Raw genomic sequence first — 20,972 nt, 5'->3', positions numbered from 1 at the left:
ATTGACCAGATAGAGAATAATATTATGAACATGATGACAGTAAATCCGACTAAAACGATTCCTCCAATCAAATTTGGCGGTAACACAAGCCGTGCATTAACACCAGAAGAAGTACAAGAGTTTGGCCGTAAGATTGATGCCATCCGTACTGAAACCATGGCTAAAATTGGCAAAGAAGATTCTGATTATATTTATAAAGTACGTAACTTTGTACGTTACACCGAAATTGCATCGCGTGGCATGTTGATGTTTGGTGGTTGGATTCCACCTGTTTGGTTATTGGGTACCGTTATGCTAGGCGTATCTAAAATCGTTGAAAATATGGAACTCGGTCACAATGTGATGCACGGTCAGTTTGACTGGCTAAATGATCCAACCTTGAACGGTGCAACCTACGACTGGGATACGGTGTGTACGGGTGAAGATTGGAAATATACCCATAACTATAAGCACCATACCTATACCAATGTTGTTGGCATGGATCATGACATTAGCGGTTATGGCGTAATGCGCATGAGTCGTGAGCAAAAGTGGGAACCTCGCTTTTTATTCAACGTACCAACAGGTTTTGTATTATCAACGGGTTTTGAATGGCTACTGGCTTTGCAACGTCTAGAGATGGAAAAAGTGTTGTTTGATGGCACCAAAACTTGGAAAGAAGTGTATGTAGAATCAAAAAATCTACGTAAAAAGATGGTGCGTCAGTTTGGTAAAGATTATGTATTGTTCCCATTGATCGCGGGCCCAATGTTCTTGCCAGTATTAGCGGGTAACTTTGTTGCCAATCTGATTCGTAACTACTGGGCATCGACCGTGATTTATTGTGGTCACTTTACAGAAGATTCTGAAATTATCACTGACAACATTGATAATGAAACCAAAGCAGAGTGGTACTTACGTCAGATTCGTGGTTCAGCAAATTTTACTGGCGGTAAAATCATGCACTTCTTGAGTGGTAACTTGAGTCATCAAATCGAACATCACTTGTTCCCTGATGTACCTGCCAACCGCTATCAAGAAATGGCACCTAAAGTACGTGAAGTCTGTGCAGAGTTTGGTCAACAGTACAATACAGCGCCGTTTGGATCTCAAATTGTGAGTGTATATAAACGTTTGGCGATTCATTCTTTGCCTGACAATGTGGTTGACCGTTTGGGGGCGATCAAGCATAGCCTTGTTGACGCAGTGAAAAGTATGTTTGGTAAAGCTGCTTAATCAAGATTGAGCGTCGTTTGAGCCATCAAGCGATGCTCATCACCAATAAGTAAAAGGGAAAGTACGAGTAATTGAGATATACTATGGTGCAATTATATTTGTGCCATCGTTTTAAGGAATCATTATGCGTATTGACCAAAGAGCATTAGACCAGTTACGTGAAGTAAAAATCACCCGTAACTATACCCGTTACGCAGAAGGTTCAGTTTTGGTTGAATTTGGTCATACCAAAGTGTTGTGTACAGCAAGTATTGATAACTCAGTTCCACGTTTCTTGAAAGGTAAAGGGCAAGGTTGGGTGACTGCTGAATACGGTATGTTACCGCGCTCAACCCACACCCGTAGTGACCGTGAGGCAGCGCGCGGTAAGCAAACAGGACGTACCCAAGAAATCCAACGTCTCATTGGTCGTAGTCTTCGTGCCATGGTGGATTTGAAGAAGTTGGGTGAGAACACGATTACGATTGACTGTGATGTGATTCAAGCAGATGGCGGTACTCGCACAGCAGCCATTACAGGTGCAGCTGTGGCTTTAGTTGATGCCATGAATGTGTTACTGAGCAATAAAAAGATTAAACAAGACCCATTAAAAGGTCTCGTAGCAGCAATTTCAGTAGGAATGTACCAAGACGAAGTTCTACTCGATTTGTGTTACGAAGAAGATTCAAATTGCCAAACGGATTTGAATGTGGTGATGACACAAGCGGGCGAATTTATTGAAATTCAAGGAACGGCAGAAGAGAAACCGTTCACTCGCCAGCAGTCTAATGCCATGTTAGAGCTTGCAGAAAAAGGAATCGCAGAATTGATTCAGAAGCAACAGCAGGCACTCGGTTGGTAATCTCCAGTTGATAGTGCGGGCGGTCTGGTATGTTTAGACCGCCTTTTTTTTATTTATCAATTTAGATGCTAATGAAGCATAAACCTATAAATACCCAGGAAAATGAGTATAAACCAAGTCAAAAGTCCAACCATAGCATATCAACACTGACCTGTTGCCAAGGGCTGTAACAGCAAGCAAAAAATAAACAGGTCAATTTATTCCTCAACATAAAATCACACAATCTTTGCAGTTTGTCACATAACCCATTTATTTGACTCATTTTGGATTGATAGACTAGAAAAATTAAGAATAAATAAGGAAGGGGAACATGGTACAAGTTTTTCTAGTGTTATTAACTGCAGTGACTTTTGTGCTAATGGCGGCAGATCCACGACCTACTGATTCAGCTGAAGCTAAATCAGCGTGGACTGAGAAAGTCGAAACAACAAACATTTCGACTTCTGATGAACTTAAAACACAGTCATCGGATGATGATGCTTAGAATATTTAAGCATTAAAACGCATAGATAAGTCTACAGCGCGAACATCTTTAGTGAGTACGCCCATTGAAATATAGTCGACGCCTGTGGTTGCAACTTCGCGCAAGTTTTCAATTGTAATATTACCAGAAGCCTCTAATTTACAACGCCCCGCAACATGCTTGACCGCATCAATCATTTGTTGCTGGCTAAAATTATCTAACATCACGATATCTGCACCAGCTTCAAGTGCTTGGTTTAACTCGTCCCAAGTCTCAACTTCTACTTCGACAGGTTTACCTGGTGCAATGTCATGTGCTTTGCTAATCGCTTGAGCAATACCACCAGCTGCCATGATATGGTTTTCTTTAATTAAGAATGCATCAAATAGACCTAAACGATGGTTCTGTCCACCACCCACAGCAACTGCATATTTTTGTGCAATACGTAGACCGGGTAAGGTTTTACGTGTATCAAGCAATTTGGTATTTAAACCCTCAAGTTGTTGCACATAATTTGCAGTTTTAGTCGCCACAGCAGAAAGAGTTTGAATGAAGTTTAAAGCAGGGCGTTCCACAGTCAGTAAACTACGCGCAGAACCAGCGAGTTTTAAAAAAGCCTCATTTGCAGCAACATGCTCACCTTCTTGTTTAAGCCATGTGATTTGTACGGAGTCATCATACGCTTGAATCAGCGCATTGACCCAAGGCTGACCAGCTAAAACCATATCTTCACGGGTAATAATCGTTGCGGTTGCTTGCTCTTCTTCAGGGGTAAGCATTGCGGTAATATCACCATCCCCAATATCTTCTTGTAATGCTTGTTGAATATTGATTTGAATAGATTGTTCAAGCAAAGATTGAGGAATACTCATACCCGTTCCAGTATATTTATGACCAAAAAACTTGTGCGATATATTAGCACCCTCCTCATAAAAAATAAGTATTTCATCTCGATTATTCGTGATAAAGCATGTCAGAATGCAGTAGATAAACATTAAATTGCTGATTCGGGTCATAATGCAACAGGCTAAATTTACTCAAGTGCAAGATGGAAAATTAATCGGTGCGACCCAGATTGCATCACCTAATTTTAATACTCGTCCTGATGATACGGATATTCAACTAATTGTTATTCATAATATTAGTTTGCCACCCTCACAGTTTGGTGGAGGCTATATTCAGCAGTTTTTTCAAAATAAATTAGATTGGTCTATCCATCCATATTTTCAGACCATTGAAGGGATGCAGGTATCCGCACATTTGCTGATCTTGCGTACAGGAGAGGTCATTCAATTTGTAAACTTTAATGACCGTTCATGGCATGCAGGACGTTCCAGTTATCTGGCTCAAAAAGAATGTAATGACTATTCGATTGGCATCGAATTAGAAGGCAGCGATGATTTGCCTTTTGAAATTGAACAATATCAGGCTTTGGTAGAAGTCGTAACACTACTGCGACAGGCCTATCCAAAAATTCAGAATCATATTGCAGGTCACTCTGATATCGCCCCAAAACGTAAAACAGATCCAGGACCATATTTTGATTGGCAGTTGTTCCGCCAACAACTCGCTAAAAAAACTTCGTCGGATTTATGATTTCACAACGAAATCTATTTGGACTTTCATTACAATAACGCTTTTTAAAAGATAAGCCGTAGGTGAATGCGATGGCATTGTGGCGATCGACTGTCATTGTCAGTGCAATGACGATGTTATCCCGAATTTTGGGATTAGTGCGTGATGTTGTGCTACTCAATGTATTTGGTGCGGGCAAGGACTTCGATACTTTCGTCGTTGCCTTTCGTATTCCCAATTTTTTTCGGCGACTCTTCGCAGAAGGGGCTTTTTCTCAAGCATTCATTCCTGTTCTAACTGAATATAAAACCAGTCGTGCGCATGCCGAAGTTCAGATTCTCATTAGTCGAGTTTTTGGTTGTCTACTCACAGCCATGTCATTATTGACGTTTGTCGCAATGGTTGCTGCACCTGCAATTATTTATATCTACGCACCCGGATTTCATAACGATCCTGAGAAATTTGACCTCGCTGTTGATATGTTTCGTCTTACGATTCCCTATCTGATGTTCATGTCATTAACGGCTTTTGCGAGTAGCATCTTAAATAGTTATGGTTCATTTGCATCGCCAGCCTTTTCACCTGTGTTGCTGAATCTGGCAATGATTGCAGGGGCGTGGTGGCTAACGCCGTATATGGCTGAACCGATTATGGCATTAGGATGGGCTGTTGTGGTTGCAGGTGTTTTGCAGCTCGCGATTCAGATTCCTGAATTATGGAATAAGAACTTACTGATTCCCCCGAAAGTTGATTTTAAACATGAAGGTGTTAACCGTATTTTAAAACTGATGTTACCTGCTTTATTTGGTGTATCAGTCACGCAGATCAACTTATTGCTGAATACGATTTGGGCTTCATTCATGCAAGATGGTTCAGTGTCATGGTTATATAGTGCTGAACGTATGACAGAGCTACCACTCGGTTTAATCGGGGTGGCGATTGGTACGGTGATTTTACCTTCACTTTCAGCACGTCATGCGGAACAAGATCAAGCTAAGTTTAAGGGCATGATTGACTGGGCTGCTAAAATTATCATGCTTGTTGGTATTCCTTCGAGCATCGCATTATTTATGTTGTCTACACCGATTATTCAAGCCTTGTTCCAACGTGGTGAATTTACGTTGGAAGATACACGAATGACAGCATTAGCCTTGCAATGTATGAGTGCAGGCGTGATCTCATTTATGTTGATCAAAGTGTTTGCACCTGGGTTTTACGCTCAGCAAGACACCAAAACCCCTGTTCGTGTAGGTTTGATGGCAGTGGCTGCGAATGCGATTTTAAACGTCGTCTTTATTGGCTTGTTTAAGTTAATTGATTGGCATGCAGAACATATGGCTTTAGCTTTAGCATCATCAGGTTCAGCTTTGGTGAATGCGGGTATGCTATATTTCTATTTACATAAACGGAATATTTATCGATTTGGTGCGCATTGGAAGAAACTAGCGTTCCAATATGCAATTGCGAACATCACTATGATTGTCGCGCTTTGGTATGGTTTAAGTTGGTATCAAGGCGATATTTCACAATGGTTACGCATCGCTGAAGTGGCTGGTTTATGTGTAATTGGTGTTATTGCGTATGCTATTGGGCTTTTTGCAACAGGCTTTCGCCCAAGACAACTTAAGCATTAATATAAAAAACCTCCTGTACAGGAGGTTTTTTCTTATTTCACTTCTAGTAATTCAATATCGAAAATTAGTGTGCTATTTGGTGCAATCACATCACCTGAACCCACTTCGCCATATGCTAAATTTGCTGGAATAAAGAAACGACTCTTACCACCTACTTTCATGGTTTGAACGCCTTCAGTCCAACCGGCAATGACTTGATTAAGTTTGAATTCAACTGGATGATTTCGTGCAATTGAACTGTCAAATACCGTATCGTCTAAGAGTCGTCCTTCGTAATTTACTTTCACTGTTGAAGTTGCTTTAGGTGATTTGCCTTTGCCTTCTTGGATCACTTGGTACTGTAAACCTGATTTGGTGGTTATAATCTCAGCTTTCTTTGTGTTTTCAGCTAAAAATGCTTTTCCAATTTGCTCATTTTTTTGAGCAAGTTCCTGAAATTCTACCAGTTGTTTTGCTTCGAGACGCTTTTTATATTGGCTTAATAGATTAATCATTTCTTCATCAGTTAACGATGCAGACTTACCTTGTATCGCTTCTTCTAGACCTTGTGAGATTGTTGCAATATCAAGATCTTTTAATGTCTCAGCGTAACTCTTACCAATTAAATAACCGTAACTATATCCCAACTGATCTTTTTGTGGGCTTTTTAAAGTAATGGGTGCTGCATGTGCTGTCCCCAGCATTGAAGCAATTAAAATCAAACTTAGTTTTTTCATTATTTCTTCCAAAATAAAGGAGAGCTTATGCTCTCCTTGTTACTAATTATTTTACAGCGATTAACTCGACATCAAAAATTAATGTGCTATTTGGTGGAATAGAACCCGGAACGCCTTGTTCTCCATAAGCAAGTTGAGAAGGGATATAAAACGTTGCTTTACCACCTTCTTTCATTAATTGTAAACCTTCTGTCCAACCCGGAATGACTTGGTTGAGTGGAAATTCGATTGGCTCACCACGGTCATAAGAACTATCAAAGACCTTACCATCTGTTAATTGACCTTTATAGTGAACTTTCACAACAGACGTTGCGACAGGTTGTTTGCCAGTACCTTCTTTAATAATTTTGTACTGTAAACCGGAAGCCGTTGTTTTCACACCTTCTTTTTTCGCATTCTCAGCTAAAAAACTATTGTTTGTGGTTTCAGCTTTTTTTGTTTCATTAAGTTGTTTTTGTTGAAGTTCCTTTTGGAATTCCATATAAGCAGCTTGTAATTCTTCTTCGGTGTATGCAGCAGGCTTTTTGGCATGCCCATCACGGAAACCTGTGATAAATGCAGCTGTTTCCAATTCAGGTGGTGTTTGTTTTGCAACTTCATAGCCTAAGGCATAACTGATTTTTGCAACAGGTGCTGCATTCTTATCCGCTTTTGATCCAAGTTCAGTCGTTGGATGCTGAGTAGCATAGTAAACAGGAACAAGGGCTGCGCCACCTAAAACGACTGCTGCAATGACAGGTAAAGCTTTACTCATGAGATGTCCGAAGTAAGATTTTAATAAAAAATATGGTCATGATCTTAGCATGTCTAAGCTTAAGCATTGAATAACTCAGCTAAAAAATGCGTGTATTTTTTATATAGTTTATGTGTTTATCAATAAAAAGCCAGACTTTGAGATCTGGCCTTTTGACATGACTATCATGATGGATTTTTAATCATTGTTATTTGCTTTGTAAGCATAGGAATAATTGTATCCATATCCATAACCAGCACTTGCACGTTGAATATCATTTAAAATGAAGCCATTTACTTTAACATTCGCTTGTTCAAAACGATTTAAACTCAGTTCAAGTTCTTTCATTTGTGACTTAGCATAGCGCGCTACAAGTAAGTTTACACCCGCATATTGAGAAATGATAATTCCATCGGTCACGGCAAGTACAGGCGGTGTATCAATGATAATATGATCATATTCTTGGCTTAATTGATTAAGTAATAATTCAAACTGCTCAGATCCTAACATTTCTGAAGGATTCGTAGGACTTTTACCTCGTGTAATAACACTTAAGCCTGACACCTCAGTTGTATTGACGACTTGGTTTAAATCAGCTTGATGACTTAAAAATTCAGATAAACCAGGCTTTACGTCTAAATTAAAATATTTATGCATGTAGCCACGACGCATATCTGCATCAATTAACAAAACTTTCTTGTTACTCTGTGCAAAGATAGTCGCCAAATTGGTTGAGATAAATGATTTACCAACTTCAGGAGAAGGGCCTGCAATCACAATGACATTGTTTTTTGCACTTGCGAGTGCAAAATGAATCGCAGTTCGAATACTACGTAAGCTTTCGATTGCAATATCATCATTATGCTTAACCGCAAGGATAGGAATAGTTTTCTTTTTCTTTAAAATACTGATACGTGTCTCTTGAATCGGAGAGCGAGGTACAGTTGAGTAAACAGGTAAATTAAATTCGTTTTCAATTTGCCCACTATCTTTGATGCCCGTACGTAACATATTGCGCAATAATGCAATTACTGTGCCTAAGAAGCCACCCAAGAACATAGCAAGAATAAGCACTTGTAGTTTCTTCGGCTTAATTGGTTCAACTGGTTCAACCGCAGTATCAACAATACGAACATTACCAATTTCTCCTGCTTTTGCAATTCGAAGTTGTTGATACGAATTCAATAAAGCAGTGTAAAGTTGGGTTTTTACTTCAACTTCACGATAAAGTTGTAAATATTGGCGTTGCAAATCAGGTAATTGTTTTAATGTAGTATTTAATTCACCAATCTGTTTATTAATTGCAGAAATTTGAGCGTTAATTTCTCTCATCGCTGGATGTTCAGTTGTATATTTCGCTGACAAATCTGCTTGTTGCTGTTGTAATTCTATTTTTTTAGTTTCTAACGTGATGCTCTGAGTAAGGTAAAGTTCAGATTCTTTGGTGACATCAACAGTATTATATTTTTGACGAAATTTATTAAATTCTCGTTCAGCATCATCGAGCTGTTTTTTTAACTCTGGTAGTTGTTCATCTAAGAATTTAAGTGTTTGAGCTGTTTCCGCTGAACGACGAGCAACATTTTGAGCACTATAAGCTGATAATATTGCATTTAAAACCTTGGTAATATGTTGTTTATCTTGACCTTGATAACTTAAACCAAGAATTCCAGTCATTTTACCTCTTTCTGCAACTGTATAATTTGAACTAAGAGCATTGACAGCAGCGGGTAAAGATTTCTTTTGAATTCGATATGCACTGGTTAAAGTGTCTTTTGTAAAAACACTTATTTTCCATGAGCCATATTTATTTTGAATGGAGTTTGATTGATTAATGATGCCGGTAAATATAATTTGATCATTTTGGGGATTTACTAAGAAAAAGTCCCGATTTTTGAAAGTAAGGTTAAGTCCTTTATCAATAAATTGATTTGGTATTAGAAAATCTCGGACTTCAAACTGCTTGGTATTATCTTTAAAAATGACTGACTTAGAATTATATTCAGTCATAAAATGTGGTTTTTTCAATAAACGATTACGTAAAGTATCTTCTATACTTGAAATATTGAGATCAAGATGAAGTGCTTGAATCACTGATCCTAAGACTAAACGGGATTTTAAAATTTCGATTTCAGACTGAGCAGGTGATTTTTGATCAATCATTTGTGACAAGTCGCCTAATAAAGCAGCTGAGGCTCCCTTACTGTCTTCAACTTGAACTAAGGCATCAACTGAATAGGTATCAGGTGTTGCACGAAGGTACAAAAGTGCACATACAAGACTAAGAATGATAAATAAAGCAATTAATTTCCATTGAGCAATAAGAGAGAAAAAAAGCTCTTTCAAGTCAATTGTGTCTTCAGTATTAGTATTTTGGCTCATAATCTTAATCTAAAAGTTAAATATAATTTTTCCAATCAGTGACACACTGTTGAATAAGCTGACATGTCTCATCGAAAAAGGCCTGATCATGCTGATATGGGTCTGGCACATTTTTATTTTGCCAATGGCCTAAGCGGAAAACTTTTCCTTTAGCAAAAGGCCAAGTTTGTTCAATATGAGCTTGCTGATTTTTACTCATGACGAGGATTAAATCAGCTTGTTTTAAATGCCCAGAGTTTAGTTTCTTGGCAATATGGGCACTCATATCAATACTTAAGTGCTGCATACACAATTGAGCTTTTTCATCGGCGGGGTGACCTGTAAGACCAGCAATACCAGCAGATTCAATATTCAACTCAGGATAGTCTCGTTTGAGTAGATACTCTGCCATAGGGCTACGACAAATATTACCAACGCAAACCACTAAAATACTTCGAATCTGCATGATTACTTACCTAGCTGATCAAAGCTATAAAGTGCGCTGGAGAAAGGTACAATCTGGTTCATAACACGTTGCCAGCGAGTTAAGCCTGTTGCATCAATATAAACAATATCATTACTACGCAAACGGAATTGATTTGCTAGCCCAAAGTCACCTAGACTCATTAAATTCAAATGATAAAGTTCAGTTCGTCGATCATTTGCATTAGTGCGTAATACATAAATTCGGCTAGCACTTGCGGATAAAGGATTTAGACCCAAACCCTCCCCAAGAGCATCACTTAAAGTCATGCCCTGATCACGCATTGGTAGTGCTTGGTTTTTACCCGATTCACCCATGATGTATATTTTCTGATTTTCTTTGGTACTAACGTAGATTGTATCGTTTGGTTGCATTAAAAGTTTGTGTAGCGAATAGCCTGATTTTTCTAATTCAAGTGTGTTGAGGTTATAAGTGATGCCATTACGGACTAATTGTATGTATGTGTTGTCACCTTGATCTGAGACACCACCAGCCATACCTAGTGCGGTATATATGTTAATAGGTTGGTCATTTAAATAAAATTGACCACCTTTCCTTACACTTCCTTGAACAGAGTAACGTTGTCCTTGATAGTTTAAGACTCGAACGATTACGTCAGGAGTTTTTAAATAATGAGCAAATTGATTTCGTAATTCCGAATTTAATTGACTTAAAGTTTTACCGGATGCCTTATATCGACCTACTAAGGGCAATTGGATGAATCCATTATAATCAATAGGGTATCCATTGGCTTGAATCGATTGATCATTCGTCAGATTGTTTACAGGTGGGGTGATTTCAGGGTATGCCCAAAGTTGAATGGATAAAACATCACCTGAACTTAAACGATAAATTTGCTGAGGTTGTGTGAATAGCGAGGTGTAGTTCTGTTGATTATTGAGTTGTGTCGGTTTGATTGTCTGCAAAGTATCTTGAGTAATTTTTATTACACTTACAGTGGTTCCAAGATCAGTTTTATAGATCCCTTCACTCGGAATATCATAGGTTTGTAAACCAGAAGTGACAGCACACCCTACAGCGCTTATGCTAATTGCAAGGATGGAAAATAGTTGATAATGCTTCACACTTTACCCTTGAATATTTATATCTAATTTAATATCAGTTTAGACACAATCATCTGTGTTTAGACTTAGAATTTTGCCAATTCTAGCTCAAAAAACCTAAAAAATCACCGATTAATCGCATGGCTTTGTATGCTAAGTTTATCTCATAAAAAGAGAAAGTTTTGTTAATTATTGATAATATTGCATTTTAGTAAAATTTATGAATAAATCAGCTCAAAAGAAAAATACGTTATACAATTTCGTTATAGTGTCTAGCAAAACTCTGCTATATTGTGCGCAGAAAAATTGATGGTTTTTATGTCTTTCATTTAAGTTTTTAAATATATTTTAGGGATTAAGGCTAATTTTATGAGACTTGCCGAATTAAAAATAGCAATTATTGGTTTGGGTTATGTAGGTTTACCATTAGCCGTAGAGTTTGGAAAAAAGGTGTCCGTTGTTGGCTTTGATATTTCGAGCAAACGAATTGGCGAACTAAAAAATGGGCAAGACCATACTCTTGAAGTCTCTCCAAATGAATTACAACAAGCTTCTCAATTAACATTTACTTGCGATTTAGAAAAATTAAAAGAATGTAACTTTTTCATTGTCACTGTTCCAACACCTATTGATGATTACAAGCAACCGGACTTAACGCCGTTAATTAAAGCATCGACAAGCATTGGTCAAATTCTCAAAAAAGGTGATATCGTCGTTTATGAATCGACGGTTTACCCTGGTGCTACAGAAGAAGTTTGTATTCCTGTTCTAGAAAAGGTATCAGGTTTAGAATTTAATACAGATTTTTTTGCAGGTTACAGCCCAGAGCGGATTAACCCTGGTGATAAGCTTCATAGGGTAACCAATATTTTAAAAATTACCTCAGGTTCTACTCCAGAGGTAGCTGAGTTTATTGATGAAATTTATAATTTAATTATTGAGGCTGGAACGCATAAAGCTTCAACTATTAAAGTGGCTGAAGCTGCTAAGGTAATTGAGAATACTCAACGAGACGTAAATATTGCTTTAATTAATGAACTGGCTTTGATTTTCAACCGAATGGGAATCGATACTGAAGATGTGTTAAAGGCAGCAGGCACAAAATGGAATTTTTTACCGTTTCGCCCAGGTCTAGTTGGTGGTCACTGTATCGGTGTTGATCCATATTATTTAACGCATAAAGCCCAGTCTATTGGCTATCATCCAGAAATTATTTTAGCTGGACGTCGATTAAATGACAGTATGGGTGCTTATGTTGTTACTCAACTTGTTAAGAAAATGATTAAGAAGAAGATCCAAGTTGAAGGAGCAAAAGTTTTATTATTGGGATTAAGTTTTAAAGAAAATTGTCCTGATATTAGAAATACTAAGATTATTGATATTGTGAAAGAGCTTGAAGAATATCACATAGAGGTTGATGTTTATGATCCTTGGGTTGATTCAGCAGAAGCAGAACATGAGTACAATATTCAGCCTATAAATAACCCTAAATCAGCAGAGTATGATGCCATAATTTTAGCTGTTGCCCATGAGCAATTTAAACAAATGGGGGCTAAAGAAATACGAAAGTTCGGTAAAGCTGAGCATGTCTTATATGATCTGAAATATGTACTCACACAGCAAGAATCTGATATTCGTTTATAATTTTTTTGAGAGAGTACGTTATGACTCAATTTGTTCAAGTATGTGAAGAATTAAAAAATAATCCTAAAACATGGTTGATTACGGGTGTTGCTGGTTTTATTGGATCCAACCTTTTAGAAACATTATTGTTATTAAATCAAAAAGTAATTGGTTTAGATAATTTTGCGACTGGGTTTCAACATAATTTAGATGAAGTCCAAAGTTTAGTATCAGAACAGCAATGGAAGAATTTTACCTTTTTTGAAGGTGATATTCGTTTATTAGAAGATTGTCAAAAAGTATGTGCTACTGTTGACTATGTATTACACCAAGCCGCTTTAGGGTCTGTACCACGATCAATTGCAGATCCTATTATGACAAATAGTGCCAATATTACAGGTTTCTTAAATATGTTGGTTGCTGCTCGAGATGCTAATGTAAAAAGCTTTACATATGCAGCAAGTAGCTCGACTTATGGAGATCATCCCGCGCTACCTAAAGTAGAGGAAAACATCGGTAAGCCTTTGTCGCCGTATGCTGTTACCAAGTATGTGAATGAGCTTTACGCAGATGTTTTTGCGAAGACATATAGTTTTCAAACTATAGGCTTACGTTATTTTAATGTCTTTGGTAAACGTCAAAATCCGAATGGTGCTTATGCTGCAGTGATTCCTAAATGGACCTCGGCGATGATCCAAAATCAAGATGTTACTATTAATGGTGATGGTGAAACTAGTCGAGATTTTTGTTATATACAAAATGCAATACAGGCTAATATTCTTGCAGCTACAACTAAAAATGTAGAAGCTAAAAATCAAGTCTATAATGTCGCTGTTGGTGATAGAACAACACTAAATGATTTATTTAAAGCTATTCGTGAAGAGCTAAATGAAAATAATGTTGTTTATAATAAAGATGCATTATACAAAGATTTTAGAGCTGGTGATGTAAGACATTCGCAAGCTGATGTAAGTAAAATAAATAAAAACTTGAGTTACGAGGGGCAATACAATGTGCTTCAAGGGATTAAAGAAGCAATGCCTTGGTACATAGGTTTTTTAAAATGAAATATTTTTTCATGATAATAGGAATTCTAATTCATCATTTAAGGAAACTTATATTTAGAAGTCTATCTATTTACTATAAAACACTGTTTAAATCTTATGGAAAGAATTTTTCATTTGATCCGTATGGTGTTTATAGTTTTTCAACGATTAGCGTTGGCCATAATGTGAATTTAGGCTATCGCCCTATTATTTTAGCAACTAGGTCAGAAATTATTATCGGTGATAATGTTATGTTTGGCCCAGAAGTTACTATTCGGGGAGGGAACCACCGAATAGATATTGTTGGGCGAACTATGGTAAGCATTAAAGATCATGAAAAAAGAGAAACAGATGACAAAGGTGTAATAATTGGAAATGATGTTTGGATTGGGACGAGAGCTATAATTTTATCAGGTGTCGTAATTGGTGATGGTGCAGTTATTGCAGCAGGAGCCGTAGTGACTAAGGATATTCCTCCATATGCAATTGTAGGTGGAAATCCAGCAAAAATTATAAAATATAGGTTTTCTGATGATGAAATCAAGAAACATGAAACTATTTTATTAACGACTATGCATTAAGTGTCAAAGAATGTTAGCTAGCCTCTCAGAAAGAAATCGCCGTATAGTAACAGGCATATTAGGTGGAGCTTTAGGTCGAAGTATTTCACTACTAGCGCCGTTTATTGTCATGCCAATCATATTGCATACACTTGGTGCTTATCTTTTTGGTGTATGGATGACAGTATTATCTTTTACAACAATGGCATTATTTATGGACTTTGGCATAGGTAATGGTTTATTGACAAAACTTTCATATGCAAATGGCTTAAATAATAATTCAGAAATGAGAGCATACATAATCAGTGCATATATCTCATTGACTGTAATAGCTTTTATTTTGGTGAGTATCTTACTTTTATTGTTCTTTTTAACAAATTTTCATTTTTTTTCTCTAGATCTTAAGAATCAAGAGGCATTATATATTGTATTTGCAAGTGCTATTATTTTTGTTTTAGGTATACCTATTTCTGTTATTCAACGAATTATGTATGCTAAGCAGCAAATTTTAAAATTTAATTTGTGGCAAATTTCTGGTGCTTTTTTTTCATTATTCTTTTGCTATATTGCTGTGCTTTTAAAGTTAAGCAGTTGGTTAATTATTCTTGCTTATTCTGCCCCCCCATTAATTATATTAATTATTGCGACAGTCGTATTTTTTAATGACAATAAAGAAATTTCACCCGAATTAAGTTCCTTCTCTAAAGAAAAATCTTTAGACCTTTTAAAGATAGGTTCAAAGTTTTTAGTACTCTCTATTTTGACTTCAATAGCTTTAAATATAGATAATGTACTTATTTCTTTTAAATTAGGATCGGAGGCAGTTACTGATTTTGTAGTTCCGGCAAAAATTGCTTCATTATTAAGTGTGGTTGTAACCACATTGTTTCTACCATTATGGGCTGCGAATGGCGAGGCAATAGCAAAAAAAGATTATGATTGGGTTTTGAAAACAACAAAGAAGATGGTGTTCCTAGGTGCATTAGCTGTTTTTCTGTGTTCGGTTCCTTTAATTTTATTTAACAAAGAAATTATTAATTTGTGGATGGGGCATGAGTTTAAAAATCAGCAAGAAATTTTAATTTTTTTATGTTTATTGTCTCTTGGCATGGCTATTACATCTCCGTTACAGATGTTGTTAAATAGTTTAGGTCGAATTCAAATCCAAATAAAAATATGGGTGATTTTTTTATTTATATCTATTGCATTAAAGCTAATATTTTTAGATGGCTCGGCATTGTGGGTTGTTGCTTTGATAAGTAGTGGTACATATTTTTTTATTGTAATTCCAATACTTATATATTCTATATTAAATGTTTTTAAGGAATTAAAGTAAATGCTAAAAATTTTTAAATCGATTTTTATGTCAATATTAGAGCGTTTATATGCTGCTCGAAAGCCAATTGAATTTGCAAGAAGCTTAGGTGTTAAAGTCGGCAATAATGTGAGATTTTATGGTATCAATAGGAGCATGTTTGGGTCGGAGCCATGGCTAATTTCAATAGGGGATAACTGTTATATTACAGCAGGAGTTCAGTTTATTAATCATGATGGCGGTACATTAATATTAAGAAAAGAAATTCCGACATTGGAATGGACTGCCCCAATAGAAATAGGAAATGATGTATATATAGGGGTAAGGTGTATTATCTTACCAAATGTTAAGATTGGAAATAGATGTATTATTGGTGCTGGCTCTATTGTTTCTAAAGATGTACCAGATAATAGTGTATATGCAGGTGTCCCAGCTAGATTCATTTGTACAACTGATGAATACTTAGAAAAAATGGAGAAAAAATCTCTAAAATGTGGGCATTTACAAGGTGAAGAAAAGGCAGAAGTTATAAAAGAAATTTATAGAAAAAAGGGGTGGACATTTTAGGCATATATTATGAATATAATTTATACAGGTCTTTTTGCCTATCCTGATTCAAATGCTAATTCTTTAAGAGTTGATGGTGTAGTCCGTATTTTAGAGAATTTAGGTCATAATGTCACTATCTGTCCGGGTTTAGTGTCTGGTACTAAAAAAATAGATCGTGAACAGTCAGTTGAGGTCGTAAATGAATATAAGTCGGGCTTCTTCTCCCAATTAAGTTCTATTAGGGGGATGTTTGTCGGTGATAATACAATAGCATGGTTAGAATCATTGGAAAAAAAACCAGATATAATTATATTGTATGGTACTCATTTAGGATATTTAATTAGGTTGTTAAAATTCACTAAGAAATATAATATAAAGTTAATTTTAGATGTGGTTGAGTGGTATGACCCTCGTCACTTACCAGGTGGATTATTAGGTCCATTTGCGATAATGAATGAACTTAGTATGAGATTTTTCGTTAGAAAAGTAGACGGTATAATAACTATAAGTGAGTATTTAAAAAAATACTATAATCAAAGTGTGGAAGAAATAGTTTTAATTCCACCAGTTTTTCAGTCAATTAAGAGTTTAGATGATCGAATTGAAAACTCTGTTGTTACATTGTGCTATGTTGGTACTCCAGGTAAAAAAGAGGATTTTAATTTTTTGTTTAAGGCTTTAGATAAATTATATGAATCCAATGTAAAATTCAAATTTGATTTTGTTGGGATGAACAAAGAACTATTTGTTAATAGATATCATGACGTGAAATTTATTCATAATGAGGATTATTGTAGATTTCATGGGAAAGTTCCAAATATTGTTGCAAAAAATATCATAAAAGCCTCTGATTTTATGTTGGTTTTTAGACCCAACCTTAGATTTTCTAATGCAGGTTTTCCATCTAAAATCCCTGAAAGTTTATCATTGGGAACGCCTATTATTTGTAATGTTTTTAGTGATATAAAATTGTATTTAACAGATGGAAAAGACAGCTTTATTATAGAGGATAGTGGTCAAAATAGCTTTTTTGAAAAGCTTTCTATCATCTTTTCTCAAAATAGTCATGAACGTCTGACCATGAGAGATAATGCCGGGAAAACATTTTTTCAATATTTTTATTACAAAAATTATTCTGAAGAGTTAAATAATTTTTTATTTAGAATTCATGGTAAATCATCGAGGTGAATATGGTTGATAAAAAATATTTATCTTATGATGTAAGAATGAAGCCTATTAAATACTTTATGCTTTATTATATTTTAACGTTTCTTATATTTATTACTAGTGATTTAGCTGCTACTTTACCAAATACAATAACGGTTATTGTATTTGTTTCTTTTTCTTATATTTCATTGTATTTTGGTTATTGGTTTGGAGTTAAAACTAAAGGTAATAACTATATAATAAAAGATCAAGTTGACAAAAAAAAATTGGCAAACATTCTAATTCTTATTGGAGCTGCATATTATATTGTTTGGGGGGTCAATCAAATGATTGATTTTGGTGCAAACAGTATTGGTAATGTTGTTGCTAATATAATGAATCCTGGAGAGTCTTATAAAAATAAATTTGATGTGTTTGAGAGTAGAGTATTAAATAGCTCGGTGAACCGGTTAACACAAATTCTTATTCTTTTGAGTTTTTTTGGGTCTGTCTTTGTTATTCTTTTTGTTGTTTATTGGAATAAGTTGAAATTAAAAACAAAATTATTCGGCTTGTTTGCAATTGTAATTTACCTAGCATCTTTCTTATATATTGGCACTCAAAAAGGCATTGGTGATGTAATTATTTATATAATGGTCGGTTTTTCCTTGTTTTTAGCATCTGGTAATAAGTTAAAAAGAGCAACAAGAATAAAAATTTATTCGTTTATCTTTGCTTTTATTTTTATTCTATTTATTTATATGATTTTTACTCAATCATCTAGGGTCTCTGAATTTGGACAACAAACTACATTATTATATGGCGATGTTTCAAATAGTTTGATGGCATCGATATTTGGTGAACAATCTGCAATAGGTTTTTACAATGCTATAAGCTATCCTAGTCATGGTTATGCTGGTCTTGCTTATAATATGACACAGGATTTTCAATTTTCATATGGAGCTGGTCTTTCTCCAGCTTTCGAGTCTTATAGATTACAATTTTTTGGTGGCACGTCTAACCTCGATTTAACTTATCCGTTTCGAACTGAAGTCGCAACGGGTTGGCCTGCAGGGATGTATTGGGCAACAGCTTTCCCTTGGTTTGCATCCGATTTAAGTTACTTCGGTGTAATATTATTTATGTTTTTTATAGGCTTTTTATTTGCTAGAACATGGATAAGAGCTATCACACATGTTGATATACTATCTTATGCTTTATTAGGCCAACTATTCATTTTACTTTTGTATTTACCTGCTAATAATCAGATTTTTATGCAGCGCCAAGGTCTGTGGGTAATACTTACGCTCCTTTTAGCAGCTTTATTCCGTGAATTAATGAAGAAGAAATATTATGTCTAAGATTATGCAACACTGTTTTGGAGCTGATAATTCTGGTGGTCCCATAAATGCATTTAATCGGTTAATTAAATATTCAAAATATCAGTATTCTACTATTCGTCAAATAGAACCGGCTGGTGGATTAAATAAAAAACTTATAAATCATTTTATTACAGAAATTAAAAAGCAAAAACCTGATCTTATACATATTAGAGGATTAGGTAATGAGGGTTTCCATGCAGCACTTGCTGCTAAAATTATGGGTGTGCCGAATATTCTTGTTTCTATACATGGTACACATAGAGATTTGAAATATCACTCAAACCCTTTAAAAAAATGGATAATGGTCAATATTTTCGAAAGATTAACTTTAAATTTTGCAACTGATATAGTGACTGTTTGCGAGTATGCGGCTACAAGAGATTTCTTGAAGCCTTACAAAAGTAAATTAAGAGGGACTGTTCCAAATGGTGCAGAAATACCCGAATTATTATCTAAAAATACTATATTAGAAATTAAAGAAAAATTAGGCATTTCTACAGAAAAAAGAATAGGGGTTTGTGTCTCCCGAATAACAGTTGAAAAGGGATATCTCATCTTGGCTGAGGCCTTAAAAAAGATTGATAAGGAGGGAAGTCCATTTCTCTTATTAATTGTTGGTGGTGGAGATGATGATCATTCTATTCGAAAATCTTATTTGGGTTTGAAGAATATAGAAGTTAAGTTTATTGGACATGTTAAAAATGTAAATGAATATTTATCAATTAGTGACTTTTTTATTTTTCCAACTTTTCATGAAAATTTGTCTAATGCCTTAATCGAAGCTATGTCTTATCAAATTCCTGCGATAGCAACTGCAGTAGGTGGTAACTCTGAAGTCATTCAAAAGGGTGGGGGGGTGTTAATTGAAAGCAATAATGTCGATGAATTGGCAAATTCTATAGAGAAATTTCTTCATGAAACCAAATTGACAAATAGTTTAGGTCTGTTAGCTAGACAAAATATTATAAATAATTACTCGATTAAAAAGATGGTTATATCTTGGGAGAAATTATATGAACAAATATTGTTAGAGGGCAAAGATGGATAAGCAAAATGTTGTTTTTTTAGGTTTTACTATACCTGAAGAATTAGCACATGATTATTTTAGAAAGGATCCTAATCCTGCAATACAGACACATAAGTTTGCATGGAGTTTTGCTCGCTCATTAGCAACACATAATCAAGTTATTTTGATCTCTTCAGTTCCAATTCAGAACTATCCGCTCGTAGATAAGTTATTTATTCAAGGTGGTAGTTTTAAAGATCAAGATTTTAATGGTTATTTTATCCCATTTATTAATATTCTAGTTTTAAAACATTTTTTCAGATTGTTTTTTGGTTTTTTTATCTTATTGTATGTATGTGTATTTAAAAAACCTGAAGTTATCTTTGTTCATGGTGTTCATACACCTTATCTTATACTAGCTAATTTTTTCAAACTATTCGGTTTTAAGTCTGCGATTATTTTGACTGACCCAGCAGGTGTTGAATTAGATACTGATTCTTTCTTATCTAAATTTTTGAAAAAAATAGATAAATCTATTATTGATTTTTTTATTAATAATGCTGATATTTTAATTTCTTTGGCTCCGAAATTGGTTGAAAATTATGATAAAAAAATTATAAAACTTAATTTTCCTGGCATTTTGAATAAGAGTTTTAATGAGGGGATTCTTGCCAATCATTTAGAAAAAGAAAATAATCAAACTTTCAGAATCGTTTACGCTGGCGGCTTGCACGAAATATATGGAATAAAAAAATTGGTGAATGCTATTTTAACTTTGCCGCCAGACGTAAGCATTAAAATGCTTTTTCTTGGTAAAGGTGATCAGTTAGAATATATAAAACAAAGCTCTAAAGTTGACTCAAGGGTAGAGTATGGTGGTTTTTTAAGTAATGAAGAGTTGATCCCCCAGCTCCTAAAAGCTGACTTATTAATAAATCCTAGACCAACTTCTTTAGAGTTTTCGGGCTTATCTTTTCCTTCAAAACTTATCGAATATTTAGCAACAGGAATACCAGTATTGACAACAAAGATCGTTAGTATTCCTTCATGCTACGAAGAATTCTTTTATTATATTGATGATGAGTCTGAGAGTGGTATTCAGCAAGCTATTGTAAGGGTAATGGCAATAGATCCTGTGGAAAGAAAATTAGTTGCCTCTAACGCTCAGAAATTTATCCAGCAGGAAGCTTCTGAAGTCGCTGTAGGTGAAAAAATTAATTATATGATTAAACAATTATTGCGTCGTTGAGAGAAAAATT

Annotated in this window: 19 protein-coding genes and 1 pseudogene; 14 read left to right on the top strand and 6 right to left on the bottom strand. The window is 35.3% G+C overall.

Features of this window, described 5'->3' with window-relative positions:
• Positions 1–24: 24 nt before the first annotated feature.
• The 3 genes from O1450_RS15790 (at position 25) to O1450_RS15780 (ending at position 2,540) form a co-directional block, all read left to right on the top strand.
• Positions 25–1,215 carry a fatty acid desaturase family protein gene (locus tag O1450_RS15790; RefSeq protein ID WP_269229176.1) on the top strand — a complete coding sequence of 397 codons (1,191 nt, stop codon included), beginning with the start codon at positions 25–27 and terminating at the stop codon, positions 1,213–1,215.
• A gap of 124 nt (positions 1,216–1,339) precedes the next feature.
• Positions 1,340–2,056 (top strand): ribonuclease PH, encoded by a 717-nt coding sequence (gene rph / locus O1450_RS15785; RefSeq protein WP_269229175.1) that lies wholly within the window; start codon positions 1,340–1,342, stop codon positions 2,054–2,056.
• A 310-nt stretch (positions 2,057–2,366) separates the two neighbouring features.
• On the top strand, positions 2,367–2,540 hold the full coding sequence (locus O1450_RS15780; protein ID WP_269229174.1) for an ABZJ_00068 family colistin stress protein: 174 nt from the start codon (positions 2,367–2,369) through the stop codon (positions 2,538–2,540).
• Positions 2,541–2,545: 5 nt separating this feature from the next.
• Here the strand turns inward: O1450_RS15780 and nadC are convergent, their stop codons facing one another.
• On the bottom strand, positions 2,546–3,391 hold the full coding sequence (gene nadC, locus O1450_RS15775; protein WP_269229173.1) for a carboxylating nicotinate-nucleotide diphosphorylase: 846 nt from the start codon (positions 3,389–3,391) through the stop codon (positions 2,546–2,548).
• Between the two features lie 145 nt (positions 3,392–3,536).
• Between nadC and ampD the strand changes: the two genes are divergently transcribed.
• Positions 3,537–4,115, top strand: a complete 579-nt coding sequence (gene ampD, locus O1450_RS15770; RefSeq protein WP_269229172.1) for a 1,6-anhydro-N-acetylmuramyl-L-alanine amidase AmpD — start codon at positions 3,537–3,539, stop codon at positions 4,113–4,115.
• A gap of 62 nt (positions 4,116–4,177) precedes the next feature.
• Positions 4,178–5,728 (top strand): murein biosynthesis integral membrane protein MurJ, encoded by a 1,551-nt coding sequence (gene murJ, locus O1450_RS15765; protein ID WP_269229171.1) that lies wholly within the window; start codon positions 4,178–4,180, stop codon positions 5,726–5,728.
• Positions 5,729–5,760: 32 nt separating this feature from the next.
• Here the strand turns inward: murJ and O1450_RS15760 are convergent, their stop codons facing one another.
• The 5 genes from O1450_RS15760 to O1450_RS15740 all read right to left on the bottom strand — a co-directional run bounded on the left by O1450_RS15760 (position 5,761) and on the right by O1450_RS15740 (position 11,107).
• Positions 5,761–6,444 carry an FKBP-type peptidyl-prolyl cis-trans isomerase gene (locus O1450_RS15760; RefSeq protein ID WP_269229170.1) on the bottom strand — a complete coding sequence of 228 codons (684 nt, stop codon included), beginning with the start codon at positions 6,442–6,444 and terminating at the stop codon, positions 5,761–5,763.
• Positions 6,445–6,490: 46 nt separating this feature from the next.
• Positions 6,491–7,198, bottom strand: a complete 708-nt coding sequence (locus tag O1450_RS15755) for an FKBP-type peptidyl-prolyl cis-trans isomerase (RefSeq protein ID WP_269229169.1) — start codon at positions 7,196–7,198, stop codon at positions 6,491–6,493.
• A 177-nt stretch (positions 7,199–7,375) separates the two neighbouring features.
• Complete coding sequence (locus O1450_RS15750) at positions 7,376–9,559, bottom strand: polysaccharide biosynthesis tyrosine autokinase (protein WP_269229168.1); 2,184 nt, start codon at positions 9,557–9,559, stop codon at positions 7,376–7,378.
• A gap of 16 nt (positions 9,560–9,575) precedes the next feature.
• Positions 9,576–10,004, bottom strand: a complete 429-nt coding sequence (locus O1450_RS15745) for a low molecular weight protein-tyrosine-phosphatase (protein ID WP_269229167.1) — start codon at positions 10,002–10,004, stop codon at positions 9,576–9,578.
• A gap of 2 nt (positions 10,005–10,006) precedes the next feature.
• Positions 10,007–11,107 (bottom strand): polysaccharide biosynthesis/export family protein, encoded by a 1,101-nt coding sequence (locus tag O1450_RS15740; protein WP_269229166.1) that lies wholly within the window; start codon positions 11,105–11,107, stop codon positions 10,007–10,009.
• Between the two features lie 348 nt (positions 11,108–11,455).
• Here O1450_RS15740 and tviB point away from each other — a divergent pair, with 348 nt between their 5' ends.
• The 9 genes and pseudogenes from tviB to O1450_RS15695 all read left to right on the top strand — a co-directional run bounded on the left by tviB (position 11,456) and on the right by O1450_RS15695 (position 20,962).
• Positions 11,456–12,730, top strand: coding sequence for a Vi polysaccharide biosynthesis UDP-N-acetylglucosamine C-6 dehydrogenase TviB (gene tviB, locus O1450_RS15735; RefSeq protein ID WP_269229165.1), 1,275 nt, complete (start codon positions 11,456–11,458; stop codon positions 12,728–12,730).
• Between the two features lie 20 nt (positions 12,731–12,750).
• A complete protein-coding gene (locus O1450_RS15730; protein WP_269229164.1) occupies positions 12,751–13,776 on the top strand; it encodes an NAD-dependent epimerase/dehydratase family protein in 1,026 nt (341 codons plus the stop codon).
• Positions 13,777–14,120: 344 nt separating this feature from the next.
• Positions 14,121–14,297, top strand: a pseudogene (locus O1450_RS16585) (DapH/DapD/GlmU-related protein); the annotation flags it as partial.
• A gap of 49 nt (positions 14,298–14,346) precedes the next feature.
• Entirely contained in the window at positions 14,347–15,651 is a 1,305-nt protein-coding gene (locus O1450_RS15720; protein ID WP_269229162.1) for an oligosaccharide flippase family protein, read from the top strand.
• Positions 15,652–16,197 (top strand): acyltransferase, encoded by a 546-nt coding sequence (locus O1450_RS15715; RefSeq protein ID WP_269229161.1) that lies wholly within the window; start codon positions 15,652–15,654, stop codon positions 16,195–16,197. It begins immediately after the preceding gene.
• A 9-nt stretch (positions 16,198–16,206) separates the two neighbouring features.
• Positions 16,207–17,367 (top strand): glycosyltransferase, encoded by a 1,161-nt coding sequence (locus O1450_RS15710; RefSeq protein WP_269229160.1) that lies wholly within the window; start codon positions 16,207–16,209, stop codon positions 17,365–17,367.
• A gap of 2 nt (positions 17,368–17,369) precedes the next feature.
• Positions 17,370–18,686 carry a hypothetical protein gene (locus O1450_RS15705; RefSeq protein WP_269229159.1) on the top strand — a complete coding sequence of 439 codons (1,317 nt, stop codon included), beginning with the start codon at positions 17,370–17,372 and terminating at the stop codon, positions 18,684–18,686.
• Positions 18,679–19,755 carry a glycosyltransferase gene (locus O1450_RS15700; RefSeq protein WP_269229158.1) on the top strand — a complete coding sequence of 359 codons (1,077 nt, stop codon included), beginning with the start codon at positions 18,679–18,681 and terminating at the stop codon, positions 19,753–19,755. The genes O1450_RS15705 and O1450_RS15700 overlap by 8 nt, the downstream gene beginning before the upstream one ends.
• Positions 19,748–20,962: a glycosyltransferase gene (locus tag O1450_RS15695; protein WP_269229157.1), complete on the top strand. Its 1,215-nt coding sequence runs from the start codon at positions 19,748–19,750 to the stop codon at positions 20,960–20,962. The genes O1450_RS15700 and O1450_RS15695 overlap by 8 nt, the downstream gene beginning before the upstream one ends.
• Positions 20,963–20,972 lie beyond the last annotated feature (10 nt).

This window comes from Acinetobacter sp. TR11, from assembly GCF_027105035.1.
GTDB lineage: Bacteria > Pseudomonadota > Gammaproteobacteria > Pseudomonadales > Moraxellaceae > Acinetobacter.
Note: the sequence above shows the minus strand (reverse complement) of the source record. Positions and strands in the feature narration are given on the sequence as shown.